Here is a 23,081-nt window from a genome sequence, read left to right as displayed (position 1 = left end):
TCCAAAGCAGCTATTCAAATACATAGGAAGCAATAGAAGCTTCTTTTACTTTATCCCAGTCCATCTCAACACCAAGACCGTTGCCAGCAGGGGCATGAACGTAGCCTTCTTTGTCGGTGCGGATAGGAGTGTTACATGCAAGCTCAAAGCTTTCGTATGGGTAGAACTGTTCGAAGTAGTTGCAGTTGTAGTGTGCTAAGGCAACGTGGAGGTTTGCAGCTTGAGTAATTGTGTAACCCATAGACTGAATTTCAAGACGTTTGGAATGACCTTCAGCAATGGCGAAGCATTTGTTCAACGGAGTAATACCGCCGCAAACAGTCGCATCCTGACGAACATCAGACCAGAAGTCGTTGCCAAGAGCGTAAGTTACTTCCTGAAGGGTGAGCAGGCAGTTGCCGTGACTTGAAATTTCAAGATCGGTTTTGTCTACAAGACGCTGGTAGGTTTTGTAGTCGTAGTCAGAAACTGGTGCTTCCAACCATTCCCAGTCGTATTTTTCCATCAGTTTTGCCATCTTCATGGCTTCTTCTGGAGTGTAGAATGTTGCAGTGTCGAGCATAAAGCGGATGCCGGTTTTTCCGTAGCGCTCCTGAACCGCATTCACTAAAGCGAGATCTTTTTTAAATACGCAGTAGCAATGGAGTTTAATGGCGGTAAAACCATGTTCGATACATTCATCGATGTATGGGAAGTACTCTTCTACGGTGTCGAACATTGGCGTTGATGCGTAAGAGAGTATTTTGTTGCGTGCACCGCCGAGCAGCATGTATAAAGGCATTCTGGCTTTTTTCGCTTTGATATCCCAAGCAGCTATATCAATTGGTGATTTTGCAGGCAGTCCACCCCAAGAACAGCGTGCTCCAAGCCATGCATATAACTCTTCAGTCATCAGCGGGTTTTTACCAATGAGTCCTGGAACGATGGTACGCATACTCTCGATAATGCAGCGATCAAAATCGTTTTCAGTATAGCTGATAGTTGCTCCAAGACCTTCAATGCCGTCTTCAGTAACCAGTCTTACGATGTTGTTTGTGTAAAGCAGTGGTTCCTGATTGTCTGCCCACGGAATAGGGGGTGCTTCGCGGTCGGCAACGGCATACAATTCAACGCGGCTGATTTTGCAGTCTTTCATAGTGTTCTCCTCTCACTACTAACAGTACAAAAAAATAAATTGGGAATTTTTATAAAGAGCTTCCGTTCGCGACCATGCGGGTACGAAGCTCATTGACAGTAACATCTTTGTAGCTACAGTTCTCTTCAAATAGTAAGCCTGTGGCAACAGCAGCGGCATGTCCATATTCAAAGCATTGAGCTGTAACGCGGGACGAAGCAAGCGCCTCATGCTCGGCACACAATGATCGTCCGGCAACAATGACATTGCGCAAATCTTTTGGAACCAAAGTGCCATACGGGATTTCGTAATAGTCATTAGTAAGCCATTGTAATTTGGAAACTTCTCCAGCATGAAGTTCAATCGGCCATGAAGAGCGTGCAATGCTGTCGTCGCATTTAGTGCAGTTTGCAACATGCTCGTTGCTCAGCTGCTTCTCTCCTACAATGGTTCGAGTCTGGCGAACACCGACTTCCGGCGCCATATCAATTAATTCTGACTCGTTGAATGCAGGAATGTTGTCTTTAAAGAATCGATGATATTCTCTTGCGGCTCTGCGACCTGATATTTCAGCATGTGAACGATCTTCTGGGTTGATGACGTTGAGCATTTCACCGTGCTGCCCTGCAAGCTGAGTGCAGTTCATAAGAAAAATTGATTCCTGCGGTGTCGGGAAAATCCAAACACGGTCTCGTGGGGTATTGTATGTGCCTTTTGCGTAGGCATCGGAGAGCTTGCGGGTGCAGTCAGCAGGGCAGATTGTGTCTTTACCGAAGTATTCATAGAAAGCAGGTGAATCGACATTGCTAACCCTGAACATCATTGTCGGGTTTTGAATAGCTCCGTTGTCACCAAATGTGTATTCGAGTCCACTTTTAGCGATAAGTGCAGCATCACCTGTACAATCGATAAATGCTTTGGCTTTAATGTAGGAGTTGCCTGCGCTTGATTCAATACGGATAGCAGTCAGCGTATTTTCGTCTTTAGATACTTCAGATACGAGCGTGTGATATAGCACAGAAACATTGGCTTCTTCCAACATGTCGTCTGCAACTTCACGCCAGCAGAAAGGATCAAAGGTCAGAACGTGGGTGTTTCCGTAAATTTGCGGTTCAGTCAGTCCACCTTTTTCAGTCAGGCGTTTTTTGAACTCTTCAGCAAATCCGAAAACAACCTGTTCAGGTTCTTTGTTTTCGATGTCTTCCTGCGTCAAATAAAGACCGCAGATAGTACCTGAAAGACCTGAAACAGCTGCTCCTCCGCAGAATCCGTTTTTTTCAATAAGCAGAGTGTTGAGTCCTTGGCGACCACAGACAGTTGCAGCTGCAACACCTGAAGGCCCACCGCCGCAAACAACAACGTCTACTTCTTTTAAAACAGGTTCAGTGTGCGAAGATATCGCTTTTTCATTCCAAAATTCCAATAGATGCTCCTTTTGATATATCTATTTTAGCTTTGAATTACCTAGCTAAAAATTTTCTTTGAGAAAATAATTGGACAACTTCCTTTTGGTGATATGTCAGTTTTGAGAGTGTTGCAATAAAAAATTGAAAAAAGATGCTTAAAAGCTGTTTTATGCGTATATATCAAGGCTTATGAGGTGAAAAAAGGATATCTAAAATATGATCTATGCTGCCTTGATATGTCAGTTTGTGCTTGCTAGGTTGTGTTTTCTCTAAAGGTTTTTAAATAAAAGTCTTTTATTACAATATGTTATCTTTTTGTTGAGTGAGGGTTGTATGTCTGGTAGATCAGTATGAAGGCTGGGATGGATTCCTGCTTGAGAACTTGTATATCAACGTTGTTGATGAAACACGGAATTAAAAATTATGAATAATAAATCGCAATCTGAATTTGCACGTCTTGAGATTGAGCGGAAGCTTGTTTTTGGGGAGCTGGATACTTCGACTCTGTATTCTGAGAATAAGTTGGCGTCGCTGCTTAATCTTGGACGTACGCCAGTGCGCGAAGCGTTGTTGAAACTAGAGTACGACAATATGCTTAAGGTTCATCCACGCAAAGGTATTGAGTTTTTAACGATAACACCTGAGCAACAGATTCAGATGTTAGAGGTGCGCCGACAAATTGAACCAATTTGCCTGCGTTTTGCGATTCTGCGCGGAACGGCTTCGCAAAAGTCAGCAATGCTCAGGCTGGGAGATAAGATAGTGTTATGTTCAGAAGATGGCGACGAAGAAGGGATTCTTCAGTGTCTTCAGGATATACATACGCTTGTTGCTGACTCCACTGGCAATCCGTATTTTCATAATACAATGGAACAGGTGCAAAGCCTTTCAAGGCGGTTCTGGTTCGCCAATAAAGAAGAATCAGATAACTTGAAAGGAAGCCTTATTCATCGTGTTATTATGCGCGCTGTTGCCTTCGGGAATGAAGAGGAGGCTGTTGAAGGTTCACATAATCTTATGTCACACCTTACAGAAGCTGCGTTTCGAAAGATTATTGCAAAAGGATAATGTGATATTGCAGAAGCCGGGCTTTTGCGTTGTGATATACCAGAGTTGTTCGTGCCCCTTGAGTTTTTTGCTCAAGGGGCATTCTTTTTTTAGGTAGCAGCGTGGTCATAGTAGATAAATACTGTGCCTGTGTTCGGAATACTTGCGGTAGAGGTAATACTGGAGGGTAGAATTGTTTTTGTAGTAGGCTGAAAAGATAGAAAAATAACCGGTGAGGAAGTATGAGGCGAAAAACTGTCCGGCAGATTGTATATACAACTATGTACCTGCGTGAAACGCTGGCGGGTAAGATTTTTAACGCAATTCTTATCGCCTCGATAGTAATGTCGGTTCTTGTGGTACTTGCATACTCCATCCCCTCAGTCGCGGCTGAGTATTGGTTTGCAGTAAATTATTTGGAATTTTTTTTTACGGTTCTTTTTACTATAGAATATTTGCTCAGGATATGGTGCACGCCGTCTCCTAAAACATATATTACCAGTCCTTTCGGGGTGATAGACTTTCTTTCTGTTGCTCCGACATGGGTGACAATTCTGTTCCCTGTCTTTCCTTCATTAGCACTTTTGCGCCTTTTTCGCGTGTTGCGTATTCTTCGGTTAGTAAAGTTATTGCAGTATTTGAACGATACGCACTTAATGTTGCAAATTTTGCGCAACAGCCGCCGCAGAATAGCAGTGCTGTCTTTGTGGATTATGGTGCTTGTCGTTATCTTCGGAACGTTAATGTACGTTATCGAAGGGCAGGAGCACGGATTTACTTCAATTCCCACCTCCATTTACTGGGCAATAGTTACTCTGACTACGGTTGGGTATGGAGACATAACACCACAGACTGTGCTGGGTAAGGTAGTCGCTTCGCTCATCATGCTGATAGGGTACAGCATGATTGTAATTCTTGCCGGAGTCATATCGCAGGGATTTATTGATGCGAAAAAAGAGATCGGAGAGATGAATTGCAGCTCTTGCGGAACACAGGATCACTCTCCCGATGCAGTGTATTGTAAGCGGTGCGGAAAAAGGTTGTAGTGGTAATTGTAGTGTAACCTGCTAAATTTTTATGTGTTGCTACTTTATTTGACACATATTAATATACATGTATGTGATGTAGAGAAAAATAATTTCTATCTTTGCAATACGATAAGTTTATCACAAAAATTTTCATATATTTTTTACATAACAACTTATCACTTCACACAGGGTTTGTAGTGCATTGCGTTATTCTTGAGGAGCATCGGTAACGTAGATTTGTTGCGGTTACTGTTTGTTTTGCTGTTCGCGTAGTATGGTATCAGCAGCCCCGTATTGTATTTTTTTAGTAGCAGCGTAAGGTTGGAGTTCGTATGTCGATGGAAAGTGTTTTAGCCAAAATGGAGTTTCGAAAGTTCGAGGCTAGCATAATCGATTTTTTCATGAAGAAGAATGGTTATGCGATTGTCTTGACGGAAGATACGAACTTTACGACACTTTTGCGGCAGACTCTTAACAAACACCTTGGGTTGCGAAATAAGTGTTTTACGCAAGTTAGTACCGTCGAAGAGACAATAAAAAATATTAAAAAAGAACTTGCTGCCGACAGAAAGTTGCTGGTCTTTATCGAGCGTATTTTTAAAGACAGGGAAATGTCTTCGCTCGTCCGCAAAATTAAGAAAGAATACAGTCAATGTAAGATTTTTATTACCATGACTGAAGCTCCTAAAGAGCAGTTTATTCTCCTGCACGAACTTGGTGCTGATAACTTTATTACAAAGCCTATCGCGATTAATACTTTTATTGAAAAAGTCGCTCACAGCATTAAGCCCCAAAGTAAAATTTCTCAGCTTATTGATATCGCAAAGACCATGCTTGAGCAGGGAGCCTATGAAGATGCTGCCAATGTCGGCAGAACCGTCCTTAAGGCTAAGCCGGGGTTGTCTGCTGCTCTGCTTGTTATGGGTGATGCGTATAAGGGAATGAAAAAGTACGAGCAGGCGCATAAGTGCTACATGGGGGCAGGGGATTCTGCTCCGTTATTTCTTGATCCCTTAAAAAAACTTGCAGATTTATATGGTGTTGCAGGGGTTAAAAAAAGACAGCTCGATTGTCTGACAAAGCTGGACAAAATGAGTCCGCTTAATGTTGAGCGCAAGCTGGATATTGGTCACATTTACGTCGATCTGGGTAACTTTGTAAGCGCAGATGCGTATTTTGAGGGTGCTGTTCGTCAGGCAAATAAGGAAGCAATGGACTATTTGGGAAGCGTGTCCCAGCGTATTGCTTCGGCCTACGAAAAGCATGACCCTGAACGTGCTGAACTTTTCTTGCGCAGAGCCTTGCGCGTAAAAGGGGATAATCTGGAAAAAGCAGATGTTGAGACTTTCAACAGTCTCGGTATTGTTCTGCGAAAGCAGGGTAAATGGCGTGACGCTATTACAGAATACAAACGCGCTCTTCAAATTTCCCGCAAAGATGAAAACTTGTACTACAACATTGCTGTCGCTTCTGCTGAAGGGAAGGACTATAAGCAGGCAGCGGCTTGTTTGAAAAAGGTCATTCAGCTGAATCAGGAGTTTGTTCGTACAGAGCCAGCAACTGCCTACAATATGGGATTGATCTTTTATAAGGCGGGAGAGCTGGAGATGGCAAAAGTACATTTAGATATTTGCTTAGAGATTGATCCAACTCACGCAGGTGCCAGAAAAGTTTTATCACTTATGTAAAATATATTTCCCCAAAGCATGAATGACAGCCTTTTTTCGTAAAGTTGTTGCAAATTCTTTTTTAGAATCGCACAACAGGTGAAAAGAGGCTGTCTTTTTTTGTTGCTGATAATAAAGGGAAAAGTTCTGCTGACGTACTACGCTAAAAAGATGACTTTTTTGAAAACTCATTACTTGAGGTTATCTGCAAAAGTTGATATAGATCGAATCACATCACGAAAAGTATATCTTCCTTGAGGAGGCGCGGAAGTGGCACACACTAAAGTAAATAAAACTATTGCTGAGATTAATGAGCGAATTCGTTCCGGTAAGGCTGTTGTATTAAACGCAGAAGAAATGACTGATGCGGTACGTACAATGGGTAAAGAAAAGGCTGCCAAAGAGGTAGACGTTGTTACTACCGGTACATTTTCGCCTATGTGCTCGTCCGGTCTTCTTTTTAATATCGGTCAACAGGAGCCACCTACAATTAAAACATCCAAGGTCACCCTTAATGGTGTTCCAGCCTATTCCGGGCTTGCCGCAGTGGATGGATATTTAGGTGCGACTGAGCCGCGGGAAGACGATCCGCTGAACAAAGTGTATCCCGGACAATTTAAATATGGCGGCGGCAACGTTATTGAAGATTTGGTTGCCGGACGCTCTGTTTCGTTACGCGCTGAAGCGTATGGCACAGACTGTTATCCACGAAAATTGTATGAACGGGATATAACTCTCGCTGATTTGCCGCATGCAGAGCTGTTTAATCCCCGAAATTGTTACCAGAACTATAATGCTGCGGTAAACCTTACCAGCCGCATTATATATACCTACATGGGACCTCTTAAGCCTAATTTGCGTAACGTAAACTTTGCGACAGCTGGCTGCTTGTCACCATTGTTTAACGATCCGTTATTCAAGACTATCGGGCTTGGTACTCGTATCTTCCTTGGTGGTGGTATCGGCTATGTTATCGGGGCAGGTACACAGCATGTACCAAACCCTAAGCGCAACGAGCGGGGAATTCCTCTTTCACCTTCCGGTACGTTAGAACTTAAAGGTGATTTAAAACAAATGGATGCAAGATACTTGCGCGGTTTAAGTTTCTTAGGGTACGGTAACACCATGAGCGTTGGTGTCGGTATTCCGATTCCAATATTAAATGAGGAAATTGCGTGGTACACGGGTGTGGCAGACAGTGACATCCAAATGCCGGTTAAGGATTACGGGCATGATTACCCCAACGGGTTACCACGCGTGCTGCAACATTGTACGTACGAGGAATTGAAGTCTGGTGAAGTAGAAATTATGGGTAAAAAGGTTGAAACAGTACCGATGACCAGTTACCCGATTTCCCTCGAAGTTGCAGACAAACTTAAAGAATGGATTCAAAAGGGCGAGTTTCTTTTGAGCGAACCAGTGGAAAAAATACCCGCATGGTAAATACTGCAAAGCTTCAAGCCCTTGAGTCTAAACTCAAGGGCTTTTTTTCTCCCGTACTGGCATTTTCCGGTGGTGTGGACAGCCGTTTTTTAGCGCATGTCATGCATCGGGCAAACATAGAGTTCATGGCTGTACATATTACAGGTGAACATGTGCCCCGTGCAGAATCTGCAAAGGCGCTGAAGTGGTTGCAAACGCATCATATACCGTATCGAGCATTGCGCTTGTCGCCGCTTTCTGTGCCGGAAATTGCGGCAAACGATAAAGCTCGCTGCTATCATTGCAAGCGTCTGCTGTTTGCCACAATTCAAGAGATGGTCGAGTGCAATGATGGCAAAGGACCACAGCCTACTATACTTGATGGTACTAATGCTTCTGACTTGTGTGAATATCGACCGGGGCTGAAGGCGCTAAAAGAGCTTGGAATTGTCAGCCCTCTTGCACTGTGCTCCATTACAAAAGAAGATGTACGTGAGTTGGCGATCGAAACAGGAATGGAGCATGCCGACCAGCCTGCGACCCCGTGCCTGCTGACGCGGTTCTCGTATGGAACTGCGCCTGATGAGCAAATGTTGCAGCAAGTTGAGGATTGCGAGAATGCCCTGAAGCGATATGGACTGCAAAATTTTCGAGTGCGAATACTAGATGACGGCTCTCAGGTGCTTCAAATTTCCAGCGCAGAAAAAGGTATGTTGCACAAACACCATGTTGCAATTGAAGATACGTTGCGTCGTGTCGGCTTTGAGGCAGTGCAAATTCATTGTACTGAAAAAGTAAGCGGCTTTCATGATAAGAGGTCGGAATAATGGAAAGCCTTTGTCTTGCGGTATGGTGGTGTAAGGGATAACACTTTATAGGCGGTTGTCATTTTTGTGCTGCAATGGGAAGCAGAAGGTTTTCTGCATAACACTCTGACATTGCGCAGAAAAAAGTTTTTGCCAATAGGTATACTGAAACCATCAGTAATTCTATTGCATCACTGGACAACCTAAGGTTTCTACTGTATCCTCCCGACTTTTGAAAAGACCGCTAAGGAGAATTATAATGGCTCATAAAAAACACGAACGTAAGAAAGAACTCGACCGTCGTCGTCATCGCCGTAAAAAAGCAATGAAACTTCGTATTAAAGAAGCTATTGCTGCTAAGAACGCATAAGTTTCTTTACGATAGATTATCGGCTGCCTTCAGTTCGATAATGTTTTTCAGCTGCATTTGCAGGCTGGAAAACGGCATTTTTCTTGGCAGCGGTTTCATGTTTTGTGACAGTGAAGCCGCTGTTTAGTTATTTTCAGTTTTTTTGTTGATGGAGGGGTTCATGCCCATTTATGAATACCGCTGTAATGCGTGTGAACAAATTTTTGAAGAATGGACAACATCCTGTTCTGAGAGTGATGAGTCCATTACATGTCCTGTATGCGGCGGAGTAGCCGAACGTATTATGTCCAACACTACCTTTGTATTAAAAGGCGGTGGCTGGTATGTTTCCGAATATGGAAAAAACAGTGCGGCATCGAATCCCGCTAAAAAGAACATTCCATCCGGTTCTTCCGGGTGTTCCGACTCCTCATCCTCTTCTGCATCTTAGATAGATATTTCCGGCGGCCTGCATTGGCTGCCTTTTTTATGCATAGCAACCTTTAACCACAATCGTATGTAAGAGAACGCTAAAATGATCGATCGTTATACTCGCCCTGAAATGGGTCAGCTCTGGACGCTTGAAAACAAATTCCGCGTCTGGCTCGAAGTTGAAATCGCTGTTTGTGAGGCATGGCACCGCCTTGGCGAAATCGATGATGAAAGTATGAAGCAGATTCGTGAGAAGGCCGATTTTGACGTGGACCGTATTCTGGAAATTGAGGAAACCACGCGTCATGACGTGATTGCTTTTCTCACTGCTGTAGAAGAAAAAGTTGGTCCGGCAGCCCGTTTTATCCACCTTGGCTGTACTTCTTCCGACATTGTAGACACAGCGAACGGCGTTCTGCTTTCCCGTGCAGGTGATATCATTCTCAAAGATTTTGAAAAAATGCTTGAGACTTTGAAAACTATCGCGCACGAGAATAAAGGTCGTCTGTGCATGGGACGTACACACGGTATCCATGCTGAGCCGACAAGCTTCGGTTTGAAAATGGCTGGTTTTTATGCAGAATTTAAACGTCACTATGAGCGCTTTAAAGCTGCGGTAGAAGGTATTCGCGTCGGTAAAATTTCCGGTGCTGTAGGCACAATGGCGATGATTCCGTCAGAAGTTGAATCCATAACCTGTGAAGTTCTCGGTCTTGCAGTAGACCCGATTTCTACTCAGGTTATCAACCGCGACCGTTACGCAGCTTACTTTACTGCACTTGCTGTTGCAGCTGGTGGTATTGAGCGTCTTTGCGTGGAACTGCGCCACCTGCAACGTACAGAAGTGCTTGAGGCAGAAGAAGGCTTCCGCAAAGGTCAAAAAGGCTCTTCTGCTATGCCACATAAGAAAAACCCGATTTCAGCAGAAAACCTTACAGGTATTTCCCGCCTTATCCGTAGCAACTCACTTTCTGCTATGGAAAATCAGGCATTGTGGCACGAGCGTGACATCAGTCACTCCTCTGTTGAGCGTGTAATTATGCCGGATACCACTATCCTTATGAACTACATGCTCAACCGCTTGTCCAACCTTGTTTCTAACCTGCGTGTTATTCCAGAAAACATGGATCGCAATCTTGTTGGTTCTATGGGACTGTTCTTTTCCCAGCGTGTGCTTCTTGCTCTCGTTGAAACAGGTATGGGACGTCAGGATGCATACGTAATGGTACAAAAATGTGCCATGGAAAGTTGGGACACTAAACAGCTCTTTGAAGACTTAGTCCGAAAAGATCCTGAAATCAGTGCTCGCATTTCATCTGAAAAAATGGATGAAGTGTTCGACGCAAGTTACTACCTGCGTCATGAAGACTTGATTTTCGGTCGCGTGTTCAACTCTTAAGATATTCAGTTCAAGCAAATTATGGAGCGGAAAATGACAGAATTAAAAAAACGTCTTGCAAAACTTCTGTACGAGAAGTCTTACAAAGAAGGCGACTTTACTCTCGCATCCGGCAAGAAGAGTGAGTACTATTTTGACTGCCGTCAGACCGCTCTGCACCCTGAAGGTGCCTGGCTGATGGGCAATCTTTTTTACGATCTCATCTGCGGTTTAGAGAATGCTTCAGAAGTGAAAGGCGTGGGCGGTATGACTCTTGGTGCAGACCCGCTTGTAAGCTCTACTTCTGTAATTTCTTATGAGAAAGGTGGACACCTGCCTGCGCTTATCGTGCGTAAGCAGCCTAAAGGTCATGGCACTGGTCAAGGTGTTGAAGGCTTGGCTAACTTTGAAGATGGTGACGTAGTTGTCATGCTTGAAGATGTTGTAACTACAGGTGGTTCTGTTATTACTGCAATTGAACGCATCGAAGCGTCTGGTCTTAAAGTGTCTTGCGTATGTGCAGTTCTTGATCGTGATGAAGGTGGTCGTGAAGCCCTTGCAGAGCGTGGTTACAAACTGGTATCCATCTTTGATCGTAAAGAGCTTGTTGCATTAGCTACTAGCTAATCACTTTTATTTTGCTAAGTACTAAAGTGCTTCCTGAGGGGAGCACTTTTTTTTTACATTTTTTTCCTATGCATTCGGTCGCAATTTCTTGACAATTTGGCTTCTGTAATGTCCTTTGTCAGTCTGTATTTACAATATACTACAGCTTCAAACTACTTTCGCTATGTGTGGGGGATTGTCCCTCTGGTAAGGATATTCATGCGCTTGTTTCTGTATTTTTTTCTGATTGCCATTTGTTTTACCATTTCTACGGGGTCTGCGTCTGCCGGTTGGCAGGCTGTTATTTCTGAAGAAGCTGTTGAGCTTCCTATGCTTGTTACTGTGGATAAATCCCGACAGTCTGCACAATTTTTTGGACATAAAGCCAGTGAACTTGCATCTACCCAAGTTCCATGCAGCTCTGGGCAGGTAAAAGGCGATAAGCAGCGTGAAGGAGATAGAAAAACTCCCGAAGGCATCTATTTTGTCGAACATCGGAGAACTGCCGGACTCGACTACGCTTTGTATGGAAAAGAAGCCTATACACTTAATTATCCTAACCCAGTTGATAAATTGAGAAAAAAGAACGGGCATGGTATTTGGATACATGGCAGGGGTGCTCCTATTGTTCCGCGAGAAACAAAAGGCTGCATCGCTATGAATAATCCTGATATTGCTGACTTGAATGCACGAGTCACAATTAATACTCCTGTTGTTTTAGCCGAAAAGGTAGCACCATACTTTAAAGCTGATGCCGAAGTGCATACTTTACAGGAAAAAACAAAGCAGTGGCTTGCTGCGTGGCAGAATCGCTCTTCTGATTTTTTACAGATGTTTTCATCGGAAGCGTTTTCTAAAAGCATGAATGAGTCGTTTACTTCTTTTGCTCATAAAAAAAAGAATCTTTTTTCAAGACTTCCTTGGATAATTACATGGACAGATCATGTAAATGTATTGCAAGGTCCTGATTACTGGGTAACTTGGTTTGAGCAGTATTATAGAGCGCCCAATCTTGTTTCCCAAGGGACTCGTCGTTTGTATTGGCAAAAAAACGATGAAGGGGAGTTTGCAATTGTCGGTATGGAGTGGGTTGAAAGAAACAATGGATTAGAAAAAGCATACCTTAACGCTGTGGCTACGGGTGTGCATACATTTTTAGATGCTTGGGTTATTGATTGGAAAAGTGCTTCAGTAGAAAAGTACATTGAAAAGTACGCACCAAATGCAGTTCAAGGTGTACGCCGTGGGGCTAAATCTATTGCGGAGCACAAACGTACAGTATGGCAGCATGCAATGCCTGCTCAAATAACCCTTTCTGATATAACCATGAGCATGTCTAGACGAGGACTTGAAGTAAGTATGAATCAGTACTATGGAGATAGTACCGGATATACAGACAAAGGTAGAAAAACACTTGTTTTACTGCCACAACATGATCGGTGGGTCATTGTAAGCGAAGAGTGGAGAGCCAGATAGATGAGCGAAAAGTATAGTGTCCTCATAATGCGTGACGATACCAATGTTCGACGATACCGAGTAAGCCCCTCCAGTTTGCGTTCACTCGTAATAGTCCTGCTTTTCGTCGTGATGGTGGCGGTCTGCGGAATTTTTACGAGCTTTTCATTGTGGGAGAAAAATACCACTCTCATGAATGAACGGCACGGGGTGCAAAAAGAACTTCGTGACCTTAAAGTATATGTTGAACGTCTTGAAAATATAGAGCAAATTTTGCAGTCGAATGATCCTGAAGAGCTTCAGGCACTGTTCTCTTCAATGAGTGTGGCAGCCTCAGCAGAGCTTCCACCTCCAATTGATCTTTCGTCTATTTTGCAGGTAGTTGACCATAACCTTGTTGCAATATCTAATCTTAAATTGCAAAAAGCCACTGGCGGCAATCTTAGACTCTCGCTGAAGTTGGATAATAAGAATGCTAAAGGAACTATCCGCGGCTCCATCGTACTTTCGTTTATCGGAAAAGACGGTAAAGTAGTTATGATTGACGCGAATAAGAAAGATATGGAGTTTAGCATTAACCGCTTTAAGCGCATTGTAACAACATTTGAAGTGCCGGATGCAATTGCTCTGCATGAGGCGTATGCACTTCAATTAAGTATCACCAATAATAAAACAACGTTGTTACAGCGAATTTATCCGATAAAAGAACTTTTGTAGACTTTATACAACTAACTGTCGTTAATAAAAAAAGTGGAGATAATTCTCCACTTTTTTTATTTTATAAGATTGCTATGAACATCGCCTATAGCTACGCAGTTAGTCTGATTGGATGCTATACGAACGAAGCTTACGGTAGAGGTAACTTCGCTCAAGACCGATGGCTTCTGCTAGGCGCGTAATATTGCCATCGTATTCTTTAAGTTTTGATTCGAGGAAAGCTGCTTCAAAACGGTTGCGTGCTTCTTTAAAATCAACGGAGCCACCAGTAATAAGTTGGTCGCAATCAGTTGAAGGTTGGGGCATGAATTGCAGAAATTCTGGCGGTAGCATTTTAGCGGTAACATTTTTTCCGCCGTACATAATCAGCATTCGTTCTGTAAAGTTTTTAAGTTCACGGACATTGCCCGGCCAGCCGTATTGAAGCAAGGCGTTTGTGGCGTCATCATCAAAGGTGAGCGGCTTGAAGCCATGCTTTGCAACAAGCGTTGTGATAAATCGCTCGATAAGCGTAATTATGTCCGTCCCACGAACCCTAAGAGGTGGAACATAAATAGGAAATACCCGTAGCCTGTAGTAGAGGTCTTCACGGAAATTTCCTTCACGTATTTCATCTTCCAGCTTTTTGTTTGTTGCCGCAATAACACGCACATTGACTTTGATAGTTTTGTTACCGCCAACCCGTTCAAATGACTGTTCTTGAAGAATACGCAGGATTTTTGCCTGCGTTTTCATACTCATGTCGCCAATTTCATCGAGAAACAACGTGCCGTTGTTTGCCATTTCAAATTTACCGGTTTTGGACTGGTCTGCTCCTGTAAAAGCACCTCGTTCATGTCCAAATAGCTCTGATTCAATAAGCTCTTCCGGAATTGCTGCACAGTTCACGGCAACAAGAGGGTTATCCGCTCTGCGTGAATGCGCGTGAATAGAGCGGGCAGCGATTTCTTTACCCGTGCCATTCTCGCCAGTTATTAAGACCCACGCATCGGTAGGTGCGACACGCTCAATTTGTTCCCGAAGTTCGATTACGGGCGGTGAGTCCCCAGTAATTTCGACATTTTGTTCTGTGCGTATGCGGGATTTGAGGGCGAGGTTTTCTTTACGTAAATTTTGAAACTCGAGTGCTTTGTCCGCAGCAATGACGACCTTTTCTAATGAAAGAGGCTTTTCGATAAAGTCGTGCGCTCCATATTTGATAGCGTTGACGGCTGTCTCAATGTTACCGTGTCCGGATATCATAATAACGGGAAGCGACTTGTCGTGTTGTTTGATGCTTGTAAGAACTTCCATACCGTCCATGCCGGGCAGCCAGATGTCGAGGAAAACTAGATCGGGCGATTCATTTTTAATAGCTTCCAGCCCCAGTTCGCCACTGGCAGCTTCATCAACGGTGTAGTTTTCGTCTTCCAGAATTCCTCTAAGTGAAAAGCGGATTCCCTCTTCATCATCAATAATTAATATACGTGCCTTGGACTGAGGCATAGAAGCTCCATAGGTATTAAACGGACTAGAAAGTATGCTGCACTAGCGATTGAGAATATTTTTTAACGCGTCAGTAAGTGACGGATACGAGAAACAGAAACCGGAATCGAGCAATTTTTCGGGCAGAACACGTTGACCCTGCAAAATAAGTTCTTCTGCCATTTCACCCATCGCCATGCGCAATACAGCAGCAGGAACGCGTAACCATGAAGGTTTGCCGAGCACTGTGCCGAGTGCGCTGCAAAAGTCTGTCATTGTTTCTGGATAAGGTGAGGTAAGGTTGAAGGCGCCTTCGCAGGATGGCGTGTTGATTAAATGGATAATGGCATCAACTTGATCTTGGATGTGAATCCAGGACATTACCTGATGACCACTTCCTAAAGGTCCACCCATGCCCATACGGAACGGTGTAAGGAATTTTTGCAGTACCCCGCCGTCACCCAGTACTAGACCTGTACGAATGATAACTCGGCGGCTTCCGCTGATATCCATGCAGGCTGTAGAGTTTTCCCAGTCTTTACAAACAGAGGCGAGAAATCCCTGACCAGCTGGACTGCTTTCTGTTACATATTGTTCTTCCGGTGATGTCGGCTGTGAACCGTAGTACCCGATAGCTGAAGCCTGAATGACAACTTTGGGTTTATCATCAAGCATTGAAACGGCATTACATAGCCCTGTTCCAGCAGATACACGTGAGTCATGGATCAGCGCTTTACGCTCATCTGTCCAGCGTCCATCCCCTATGCTTGACCCGATTAAATTAACAACCGCATCAGCAGATTTAATGTGCGGTGCAAGCTGGTCAGGACTTTTTCCATCCCACAATGCAAAATCAACGTGGAAAGAATGTCCTTCAGGAATAAGATACCTGCCACGTTCAGGGTTACGTGATGTAACAACAACATGAGCATTATTATCAAGCAGTCGACTTGTGAGTGCTCTACCTATGAAACCCGAACCACCTAGAAGTACAACGCGCATTGTTTCTGGCTCCCTCTTGTTCGAGGTTTGGAATAGTTACGAGATTGTGTGCCTCTCGTACTATACCACAGGAAGCTCTACCGTGACAATGGTTCCACCGTGCTCAGGACTGTTTGCCCGCACGTAGCCTCGATGGTCGCTGATGATGGATTTCACAATGGTTAATCCAAGTCCTGTGCCACCTTTTTTGTGTGAGAAATACGGCTCAAACAGTCTTGAACGCTCTTCCTGAGTGAGCCCCGGACCGTTATCTTCGACATCAATGCGAACAAGCCCTCGTGCTTGTTTGTGTTCAAGGGTGACAGTCACTGTTGCATTGTCGTTTCCGCTAAGAATTTCTGCGGCATTAGACATAATATTCATAAACACGCGTTTTAGTGCGGAACTGTCCATCTGAATTATTGGAATCTCGTTCAGTCGTTGATAATTCCAACTTATTTTAGTGTGCGAGTTTTTATAGAGCGTAACAAGCTCTTGCAGCAGCGGGTCAATTTCTCCCGGTGCAAGCATTACTTCCGGTAATTTTGCAAAAGCGGAGAATTCCTGCACCATGTTTTGGAGTTCTTCTACTTCTTTTACAATCAGATTAGTGCATTGGCTGAATGCCGGTTCTTCAATCTGTTTGCCGTACTTGCGCTGCAATCGCTGAGCAGACAGCTTGATCGGGGTAAGTGGATTTTTGATTTCATGCGCAATGCGTCGGGCAACTTCTCGCCATGCAGCCATACGTTGCATTTTTTCCAGTTCAGTAATGTCTTCGATTACAGCCACAAAGCCAAATTCTTTGTCATCGTGGGATGGTAGCCCAATCGCGCTCAATAATAACTTTAACTCGCGCCCTCCGATGTTTACGGCAACTTCCCGCTTCCAAGGTGACTCAGGGGTCGTCTGGAAATGGGAAATCAATTCACCCACTAGTTCGCTTTCAACACGGGTTTTCATAAGTGTGTGCACGTTCCAGCCAATAAGTGACTGGGCAGATACACCAAACATGGAGGCAGCAGCTTTGTTGATGGTAGAAATTCGTCCGAGAGAATCAACGGAAACAACACCTGCTGCTGTATTGTCGAGAACAGCTTCTATGTATCTGTTACGTTGTTCTTTTTCGAGATTTTGATGTTCCAGCTTTGTGTTCGCATCTGTAATGCTATTGCGGCTTTGCTCAAGGTCTTCTGCCATACGGTTAAACGAGCCGACAAGTACGCCCAGCTCGTCGTTGGATGTATCTTCCAAACGTACAGAAAGGTCACCTTTGGAAATGCGTTCCGTTGCCTTGCCGAGGGCAAGAATTGGTTCAACAAGCTCTTTTGCAAGGCGGAACCCGAACCACATTGCTCCAAGAATAATAAGCAGGGTGACTACACCAAGAATAAAGTAGAGCGTAATTTTAAGAGGTCGTTTGAGGGTGCGCAGCTTTTTATATTCATCCAGACCACGTACAATGCGGTCAAGTTTGAACATGGTATCTTTGCCGATGCTGCGAACCAGCACAAGGTAGCCTGTTTTACCTTCATCAACGGGAAGCACGCCAACGGCATAGTCTGATGCTGCACCCGGCCAGATAAGAGACCAGAATCGGGGGTCTTTTTCTAAGTTACCCCAGTTGATACGGCTTTTGGTCTCTTCCCAAACTTTTTCGATATCTTTTTTGCCGTGCCAGTTTTGTTCTGTGCGCTTGGGAGACATAACGCCAACAACCGTGAGGTTGTATTCGGAGCGTTTTTCTTCAAGGAAACTATCCATTCCTTTGCCGCCCCATGCGAATTTTCGCTTACGAATCTGGTCAATAATATTAACGCTGAAGTGCTCAAGGTCATTCAAGGAGTCCGCATAAAATGCTTGTCCAATATCAAGCGCCGTTTCCATGGAAGTTTCGACCTGATTTTTGAACCAGTAGTCCACAGATGTTTGCACAAACTGCGTGCTGATAACAAACATAAGCGCAGTCGGGATTAAAGAAAGGCACATGAAGACAAGTACAAGGCGTGTGCGAAGATGCGACCCAAGTACTTTGCGGCGGCGTTCGAGGATGAGTTTGACCCCGTTACGCAGAACAATAAAAAGGATAAGCAGGACAAGAATAAAGTTTAAATTGAACAGGGCGAGGAAAAAATACGAATCCACACCAAGATATTTAAGCTCTATCCATGTAAGTGTGATGATGACAAGGAAGACAACAGCCGCAACGATGAGTTCTCGTTTGCGGCGTTTTTTTTCACGCGCGTCAATGGCGTTAACGATGATTGTGCCCTGATCGGTAGGGGTCATATGTATTCCTACGTACTATCAGTACGTGAAGTCCGTTGAGTATTGTATTGGAGGTGCTGGATCCCATGACCAGAAGAAGAATGATTTACTGAGCCATTCGGGCACATCGGTATTAACCATTTCAACATCGAGAGTGACTCTGTAATCATCACCGGAAGTCATTAAGGTTGTACTTCCCACAGGAAGAGTTATGGACTTCCAAGCCCCTTCAATCAGCTTAGGTAAACTTTTATTACGGTGTGGCGCGTTGTTGTCAGGCAGAGTTAAAAAATAATCTTTTGTGAGTGTGTCATAGTATAAGCGGCTTGCAATACTGGTTTCCGCCAGCCCTTTTCCGAACCAATACGAACGTGGTTTTGACAGATTTACATGGCAGAAAAGTTCAACTTGCACACCCTCTGTGAGCAGTAAACGCAATTGATCCATCTGGGTGACGCCTACACCAAAATTGAGCATGAGTGCGCCATCAGTTTCAGAAAGACGAAAAGAAGTAAGACGCATTTCTTGTGATGAAGCGTGAGCAGGTGATGGTGAAGACACGCAAAAGAAAAAGAGCGCCATGGCTGCTAATAGCAACGTGCGTAGGGAGGATGATGCTCGAGTCATAGGGTCTCTGCTTGAGTTAGGGTCAATGTGATTGCGTCAAAGTATGCGGGATTTTGGCATACTGTCTGGCTATTTGCAAGTCGTCTGGCGCGTTGTTGACTTCTATTTATTCCAGTATGATAGCTGAGAGAAGTTATGGTCGGATACCAAGTTGTGAATGCATGGAAAATTATTGTAATATGTCGCGTAGCATTTTGCGATAAATTGTAAATGCATATGGCATGGCGGGTACTACAAATATTTTTTCTACAATAAACGCAGTGTCATAGTGGTGTACTAGTTGTTTTCTAGGTGTGCATCTACGTCGCTACGGTTGGAAGAGGTGTTGTTTCTTAAGGCACTTGTTCTATCAATTTTATATGATAGTATTTAGCAAAATCCAGTAGAAGAACATGTACCTGCTTATATTCTTGAAGCTTTTCAAACTAACACTAGAGTTTATTGAGGCTGTATAGTCGATAGGGATAGTGCCGAATTCACGTTAGAATCAGAGTTTGCGTTTTAGCAATTCGGTGATGCGTAGATGTGAACGTGAGCGTTGGTTGTTGCAAGTATCGGGAGGCAGTCCATATGTAGCAGAACGTCAACAATTTGTTTTTGTGCTGCGTGTACGGACTTGCACTCCCGACTGACTTGAAAAAAAGTCTTTTTATTTAATTGCTTGCGTTTTGTGTGATCCGCTGCTTGCGGCGACGGCTCCGTTAAAATACCACACCGGATTTCAATGTGATGTTGGCATATGGAGTGCATTCACCTGTACGGATAATTGCAAGACTTTGTTTCGTGTGCTTTTTAAATTTTTCGTAATTAGAATAGGTTGTAGTGATTTTTTTTCTTCGAAGCTTTGCTAACAGTGCAATGTAGTCTGTTACGGTTTCATGCAGGTCTGGGCTTGCTTTTTGAAATTCTTCTGCCAGCTCGACAGATTCGATTTCCATTTCAGAAGCAATCGCTTTAAGTGTATCCATAAAAGATGGAATGCCTTGTGTTACTGCAAGGTCGATGCGCTGCACATTTGATGGAATAGGTAATCCAGCATCGCAGATTGTGATAGCATCGTAATGTCCCATTTTTGCGATGACATAAGAAATTTCAGAGTGAATAAGAGTTGCTTTTTTCATGTGCTCCCCAACAATTCGATGCGTGTGTAAAGCAAAGAGCCGCTCTGCAACCGTATGGTATGCAAAGCTGACTGTTCTTGTGCGATATAAAAGAAATGTATTGTGGTGTTTGGCGTGTAAAAGAAATATCACAATACATGTCAAAAAGCGAAAAACTATGTTGCGTAAATAAAAATTAAATCATGAAAACTTGACGGTTGCATCTCTGTGCTACGTTATCAAGTTTAGGAAAAAGCTCCGAGCCATACGACTCAGAGCTTTTAGTTTGTTTAGCAAAAAAAGGCTCGGAGGGAAAATGCCCTCTTTTGGTGCAAAGCTATTGCTGTATTTCGCGCATGACAGCTTCAAGCTTTTGCGAAAGCATTGCAAGCGCTGTAACTGCTTGAGAAGCTTCTTGCATGCCTTGTGATGTTTCCTGCGCAAGTGCGTTCACTTCGTCAGAAGAACGGGCTATTTGCTCAGATGCAGCTGATTGTTGCTCAGATGCTGTTGCAATAGAGCGCACTCTATCCGCTGTCTGTGTGCCAGCTTCAACAATTTGCGCAAGTGCCTCGCCTGCATCTACAGTAAGTTCTGTATTGTGTTCGATGTGGCTTGCAACTTTTTCCATTTGTTCTAGAGTTGAGCCGGAACTTGTCTGGATGCCGCGTACAACTGTTTCCACTTCGTTGGTTGCCTGCATTGTTTTTTCTGCAAGTTTGCGAACTTCATCTGCAACAACGGCAAAACCACGTCCGGCTTCGCCTGCGCGAGCTGCCTCGATGGCTGCGTTCAGTGCTAGCAGGTTGGTTTGGTCTGCAATGTCGTTAATAACGTTGATAATGTTGCCGATAGACTGAGCTTGTGTCCCCAGTTCTGTAATCGTCGACCGCATCTCCTGTGCATACTGTTGTACTTCTTCGGTTGTCTGAACTACATCCTGAACTATCTCTGCACCTTTGGATGCGATGTGTTGTGATGTGTCAGCGGCTTCAGCTGCACGGGCGGCATTGCTTGCAACTTCAAGGGTTGTTGCATTCATTTCTTCCACAGCAGCGGCTGTTTCTCCTATGCGGTCACTCTGAATTGCAGTTCCTTGTGTCGTCTGGTTTACCTGCATCTCAAGCTGGCTTGCTTCAGCTGCAACTTGATCGGCAATGCTACTTGCTTCTTGAGCAGCGTTGCTGATGCGCTCGTTTTGTTCTTCAATAATTTTTTTCTGAGCAGTTACTTCTGTGAGATCATACCAGAAGGAGACAGAGCCAAGGATTTCGCCGTTAAGATCGTAAACAGGTGTTGTTGTGGCATCAATCATTAATGATTCACCTGATTTTAATGGGCGCTCGCATGTGAGATGCAGCGGCTTACGCTCTTTAATTGCTCTGTCGGAAAGAGTTTCTTTGGTTGCATCGTCCCAGTAAAGCTCACCGGAGACTATGCCCTTGTAGCTTTCAGGAGAGCCTTTCTTTTCCAGCAAATTGAGCAGCTGCTGGTTGACCCAAAGCATAGTGAAGTCTGGTCCTACAATGCCGCAAGGCGAAGGAATAGCGTTGAGAACGCCTTCTGCAAACCCGAGTTTTTCTTTGAGGACAAGAATCATGCGGTTGATAGAGTTATGGAGTACAGCCATTTCACCAGTGAAAGAGCTTTCAGTTTCTGCATTAAGGTTTCCATCTGCAACTCTGTTTGCAAAACTGGTCAACTGAGTAAGCGGCCCGTTAATTGCGCGGAAGATGTATGCTGCGATGGCAATACCAAATACGAGAACTAGACAACAGATGCCTATAAGCATGAGTTCTGACTCATGCAGCAGATCCATAGATTCTTTACCCTCAGCAATGAGAATGTTGTGACTGGACTCGCCAAGTTCGCGAAGGGAGTCTTCCATATCGTGAAATGGCTTTTTGAAAGGCATCATTCTTTCATTTGCTTCAGAAGGTGTAATGTCTTGAGACATAGCTTGCCGGGCAACCTGTTTAACACCCTGCAAGTAGGCTTTGTAGTAAGGCTCTAAGTTTTGAATGGCACTACGTTCTTCTGTCGTCAATTCAACAACGGTAGGCTCAAGTTGAGATATAGTTTTGAGCTCTTGTTGTGTTTCTTGACTGACGTGTTCTAACTTTTGAAAATAACTTTTTTGTTGTTCTGCATTGCCAATATTAATGAAAATATTTTTTTCATAGCGACGATGCCGTTGGATAAGATTCCGTATTGTTAATGTTTGTTCACGGAATGCCATATCAGCGTGAATGAGTTCATTGATTTGTTCTGACGCATTGTAGGCTGATTTATATCCTACTATTCCGATGAGCAGCGACAAACCGATGGTTGTACAAAAACCTAGCAGCAAAAGTTTTTTAATCGACATGAGTAACCCCTCTCAGTAATTAAATATCTACAATAGAATGTCGTAGGAAAAACTATTGTCTATTAAATGAGTAGAGAACAGTTTTGCAGCGTGAGTATGGCATAGTGTAATAAATATTACAGTGCGTATATTTACAGCCTGTTGCTTTTTTATTCTAAAAAGCAAACTTTAGTATAAAAAGATCAATGTCGTAATGTATACAAAAAGAAACCGTTTACTCACCACTGCTTACGAGTATTCTATTGCTAATACATGCAACTCCTCTTACTCGAGAGATATCGGAACTTAAAGGGATAAGTTTATATTTTCTCAAATTATAAGTGGTTACTTACTAATGATAACGTGGGTAGGCAGCATGGAGTAAAGTCTTCTGCTACGGGTAACGTGTGGTGAATGTATTACATGTGGTATATGAATGCGGCATTCGTCTTATACTTCTAAATAGCTTACTCGATGTGAAAGAGAGTTTTTTCTTTGAAGTGTATTGGGTTTACATATATAGAACGAAGTGTGTGCTCACTGCGACGTGGCTGCTGCGGTCTCTAGAAAAAAATTTTTTTGCGTTGACAAAAGAAGAGGAGTTCCATAAAAACACCTCTCACTTGCTGGGCTATCGTTCAATTGGCAGGACGACGGGTTCTGGCTCCGTTAATCAAGGTTCGAGTCCTTGTAGCCCAGCCAAATTTTCTAAAAAGCTTTTTAGCGTTTTAGAAATACATATTTCGACGCGTCCCCATCGTCTAGCCTGGCCCAGGACACCTGCCTTTCACGCAGGCGACAGGGGTTCAAATCCCCTTGGGGACGCCAAAGCAAGTTAAGCTCTTACACGAAAGTGTAAGAGCTTTT

18 protein-coding genes and 2 tRNA genes are annotated in these 23,081 nt (G+C 43.8%); 12 read left to right on the top strand and 8 right to left on the bottom strand.

What is annotated here, in order from left to right; all coding sequences use genetic code 11:
* Positions 1–10: 10 nt before the first annotated feature.
* Together N4A56_RS00165 and N4A56_RS00160 are read right to left on the bottom strand one after the other, a co-directional pair.
* Positions 11–1,135 (bottom strand): mandelate racemase/muconate lactonizing enzyme family protein, encoded by a 1,125-nt coding sequence (locus N4A56_RS00165; RefSeq protein ID WP_295544103.1) that lies wholly within the window; start codon positions 1,133–1,135, stop codon positions 11–13.
* 49 nt (positions 1,136–1,184) lie between these two features.
* Positions 1,185–2,537 (bottom strand): FAD-dependent oxidoreductase, encoded by a 1,353-nt coding sequence (locus tag N4A56_RS00160; RefSeq protein ID WP_295544101.1) that lies wholly within the window; start codon positions 2,535–2,537, stop codon positions 1,185–1,187.
* A gap of 406 nt (positions 2,538–2,943) precedes the next feature.
* On the opposite strand from N4A56_RS00160, the gene N4A56_RS00155 reads away from it, so the two are divergent.
* The 10 genes from N4A56_RS00155 (at position 2,944) to N4A56_RS00110 (ending at position 13,427) form a co-directional block, all read left to right on the top strand.
* Positions 2,944–3,588, top strand: coding sequence for a GntR family transcriptional regulator (locus N4A56_RS00155; protein WP_295544099.1), 645 nt, complete (start codon positions 2,944–2,946; stop codon positions 3,586–3,588).
* 221 nt (positions 3,589–3,809) lie between these two features.
* Positions 3,810–4,613, top strand: coding sequence for an ion transporter (locus N4A56_RS00150; RefSeq protein WP_293670046.1), 804 nt, complete (start codon positions 3,810–3,812; stop codon positions 4,611–4,613).
* A gap of 314 nt (positions 4,614–4,927) precedes the next feature.
* The gene (locus N4A56_RS00145; RefSeq protein ID WP_293670044.1) at positions 4,928–6,283 is read left to right on the top strand and encodes a tetratricopeptide repeat protein; all 1,356 of its coding nucleotides are present in this window, start codon (positions 4,928–4,930) and stop codon (positions 6,281–6,283) included.
* Positions 6,284–6,532: 249 nt separating this feature from the next.
* Entirely contained in the window at positions 6,533–7,705 is a 1,173-nt protein-coding gene (locus N4A56_RS00140) for a homocysteine biosynthesis protein (protein ID WP_295544096.1), read from the top strand.
* Positions 7,699–8,511: an ATP-dependent sacrificial sulfur transferase LarE gene (larE, locus tag N4A56_RS00135; RefSeq protein ID WP_293670040.1), complete on the top strand. Its 813-nt coding sequence runs from the start codon at positions 7,699–7,701 to the stop codon at positions 8,509–8,511. Before N4A56_RS00140 ends, larE begins: the two co-directional genes overlap by 7 nt.
* A 509-nt stretch (positions 8,512–9,020) precedes the next feature.
* Positions 9,021–9,290, top strand: coding sequence for a zinc ribbon domain-containing protein (locus tag N4A56_RS00130; RefSeq protein WP_293670038.1), 270 nt, complete (start codon positions 9,021–9,023; stop codon positions 9,288–9,290).
* An 84-nt stretch (positions 9,291–9,374) separates the two neighbouring features.
* Positions 9,375–10,670 carry an adenylosuccinate lyase gene (gene purB / locus N4A56_RS00125; RefSeq protein WP_295544094.1) on the top strand — a complete coding sequence of 432 codons (1,296 nt, stop codon included), beginning with the start codon at positions 9,375–9,377 and terminating at the stop codon, positions 10,668–10,670.
* A 33-nt stretch (positions 10,671–10,703) separates the two neighbouring features.
* Complete coding sequence (gene pyrE / locus N4A56_RS00120; protein WP_293670036.1) at positions 10,704–11,276, top strand: orotate phosphoribosyltransferase; 573 nt, start codon at positions 10,704–10,706, stop codon at positions 11,274–11,276.
* A 198-nt stretch (positions 11,277–11,474) separates the two neighbouring features.
* A complete protein-coding gene (locus tag N4A56_RS00115; protein WP_295544090.1) occupies positions 11,475–12,731 on the top strand; it encodes a L,D-transpeptidase family protein in 1,257 nt (418 codons plus the stop codon).
* Positions 12,732–13,427, top strand: coding sequence for a hypothetical protein (locus N4A56_RS00110; protein WP_295544088.1), 696 nt, complete (start codon positions 12,732–12,734; stop codon positions 13,425–13,427).
* Between the two features lie 99 nt (positions 13,428–13,526).
* On the opposite strand, the gene N4A56_RS00105 is transcribed toward N4A56_RS00110, so the two are convergent.
* The 6 genes from N4A56_RS00105 to N4A56_RS00080 form a co-directional block, all read right to left on the bottom strand.
* Positions 13,527–14,912, bottom strand: a complete 1,386-nt coding sequence (locus tag N4A56_RS00105) for a sigma-54 dependent transcriptional regulator (protein WP_295544086.1) — start codon at positions 14,910–14,912, stop codon at positions 13,527–13,529.
* Positions 14,913–14,954: 42 nt separating this feature from the next.
* Positions 14,955–15,893, bottom strand: coding sequence for a TIGR01777 family oxidoreductase (locus N4A56_RS00100; protein WP_295544084.1), 939 nt, complete (start codon positions 15,891–15,893; stop codon positions 14,955–14,957).
* Between the two features lie 60 nt (positions 15,894–15,953).
* Positions 15,954–18,161, bottom strand: coding sequence for an ATP-binding protein (locus N4A56_RS00095; protein ID WP_295544082.1), 2,208 nt, complete (start codon positions 18,159–18,161; stop codon positions 15,954–15,956).
* Between the two features lie 18 nt (positions 18,162–18,179).
* A complete protein-coding gene (locus N4A56_RS00090; protein ID WP_295544080.1) occupies positions 18,180–18,767 on the bottom strand; it encodes a DUF4390 domain-containing protein in 588 nt (195 codons plus the stop codon).
* A 701-nt stretch (positions 18,768–19,468) separates the two neighbouring features.
* A complete protein-coding gene (gene rbsD / locus N4A56_RS00085) occupies positions 19,469–19,888 on the bottom strand; it encodes a D-ribose pyranase (protein ID WP_295544078.1) in 420 nt (139 codons plus the stop codon).
* Between the two features lie 316 nt (positions 19,889–20,204).
* Positions 20,205–22,235, bottom strand: coding sequence for a methyl-accepting chemotaxis protein (locus tag N4A56_RS00080; RefSeq protein WP_295544076.1), 2,031 nt, complete (start codon positions 22,233–22,235; stop codon positions 20,205–20,207).
* Positions 22,236–22,841: 606 nt separating this feature from the next.
* On the opposite strand from N4A56_RS00080, the gene N4A56_RS00075 reads away from it, so the two are divergent.
* A tRNA-Gln gene (locus tag N4A56_RS00075) sits at positions 22,842–22,916 on the top strand.
* A 48-nt stretch (positions 22,917–22,964) separates the two neighbouring features.
* A tRNA-Glu gene (locus tag N4A56_RS00070) sits at positions 22,965–23,042 on the top strand.
* Positions 23,043–23,081: the final 39 nt, after the last annotated feature.

Source organism: Halodesulfovibrio sp., from assembly GCF_025210605.1.
In the GTDB taxonomy this organism is placed as follows: domain Bacteria; phylum Desulfobacterota; class Desulfovibrionia; order Desulfovibrionales; family Desulfovibrionaceae; genus Halodesulfovibrio.
The sequence above is the reverse complement of the archived record's forward strand: the minus strand, read 5'-3'. Positions and strand labels throughout refer to the sequence as shown.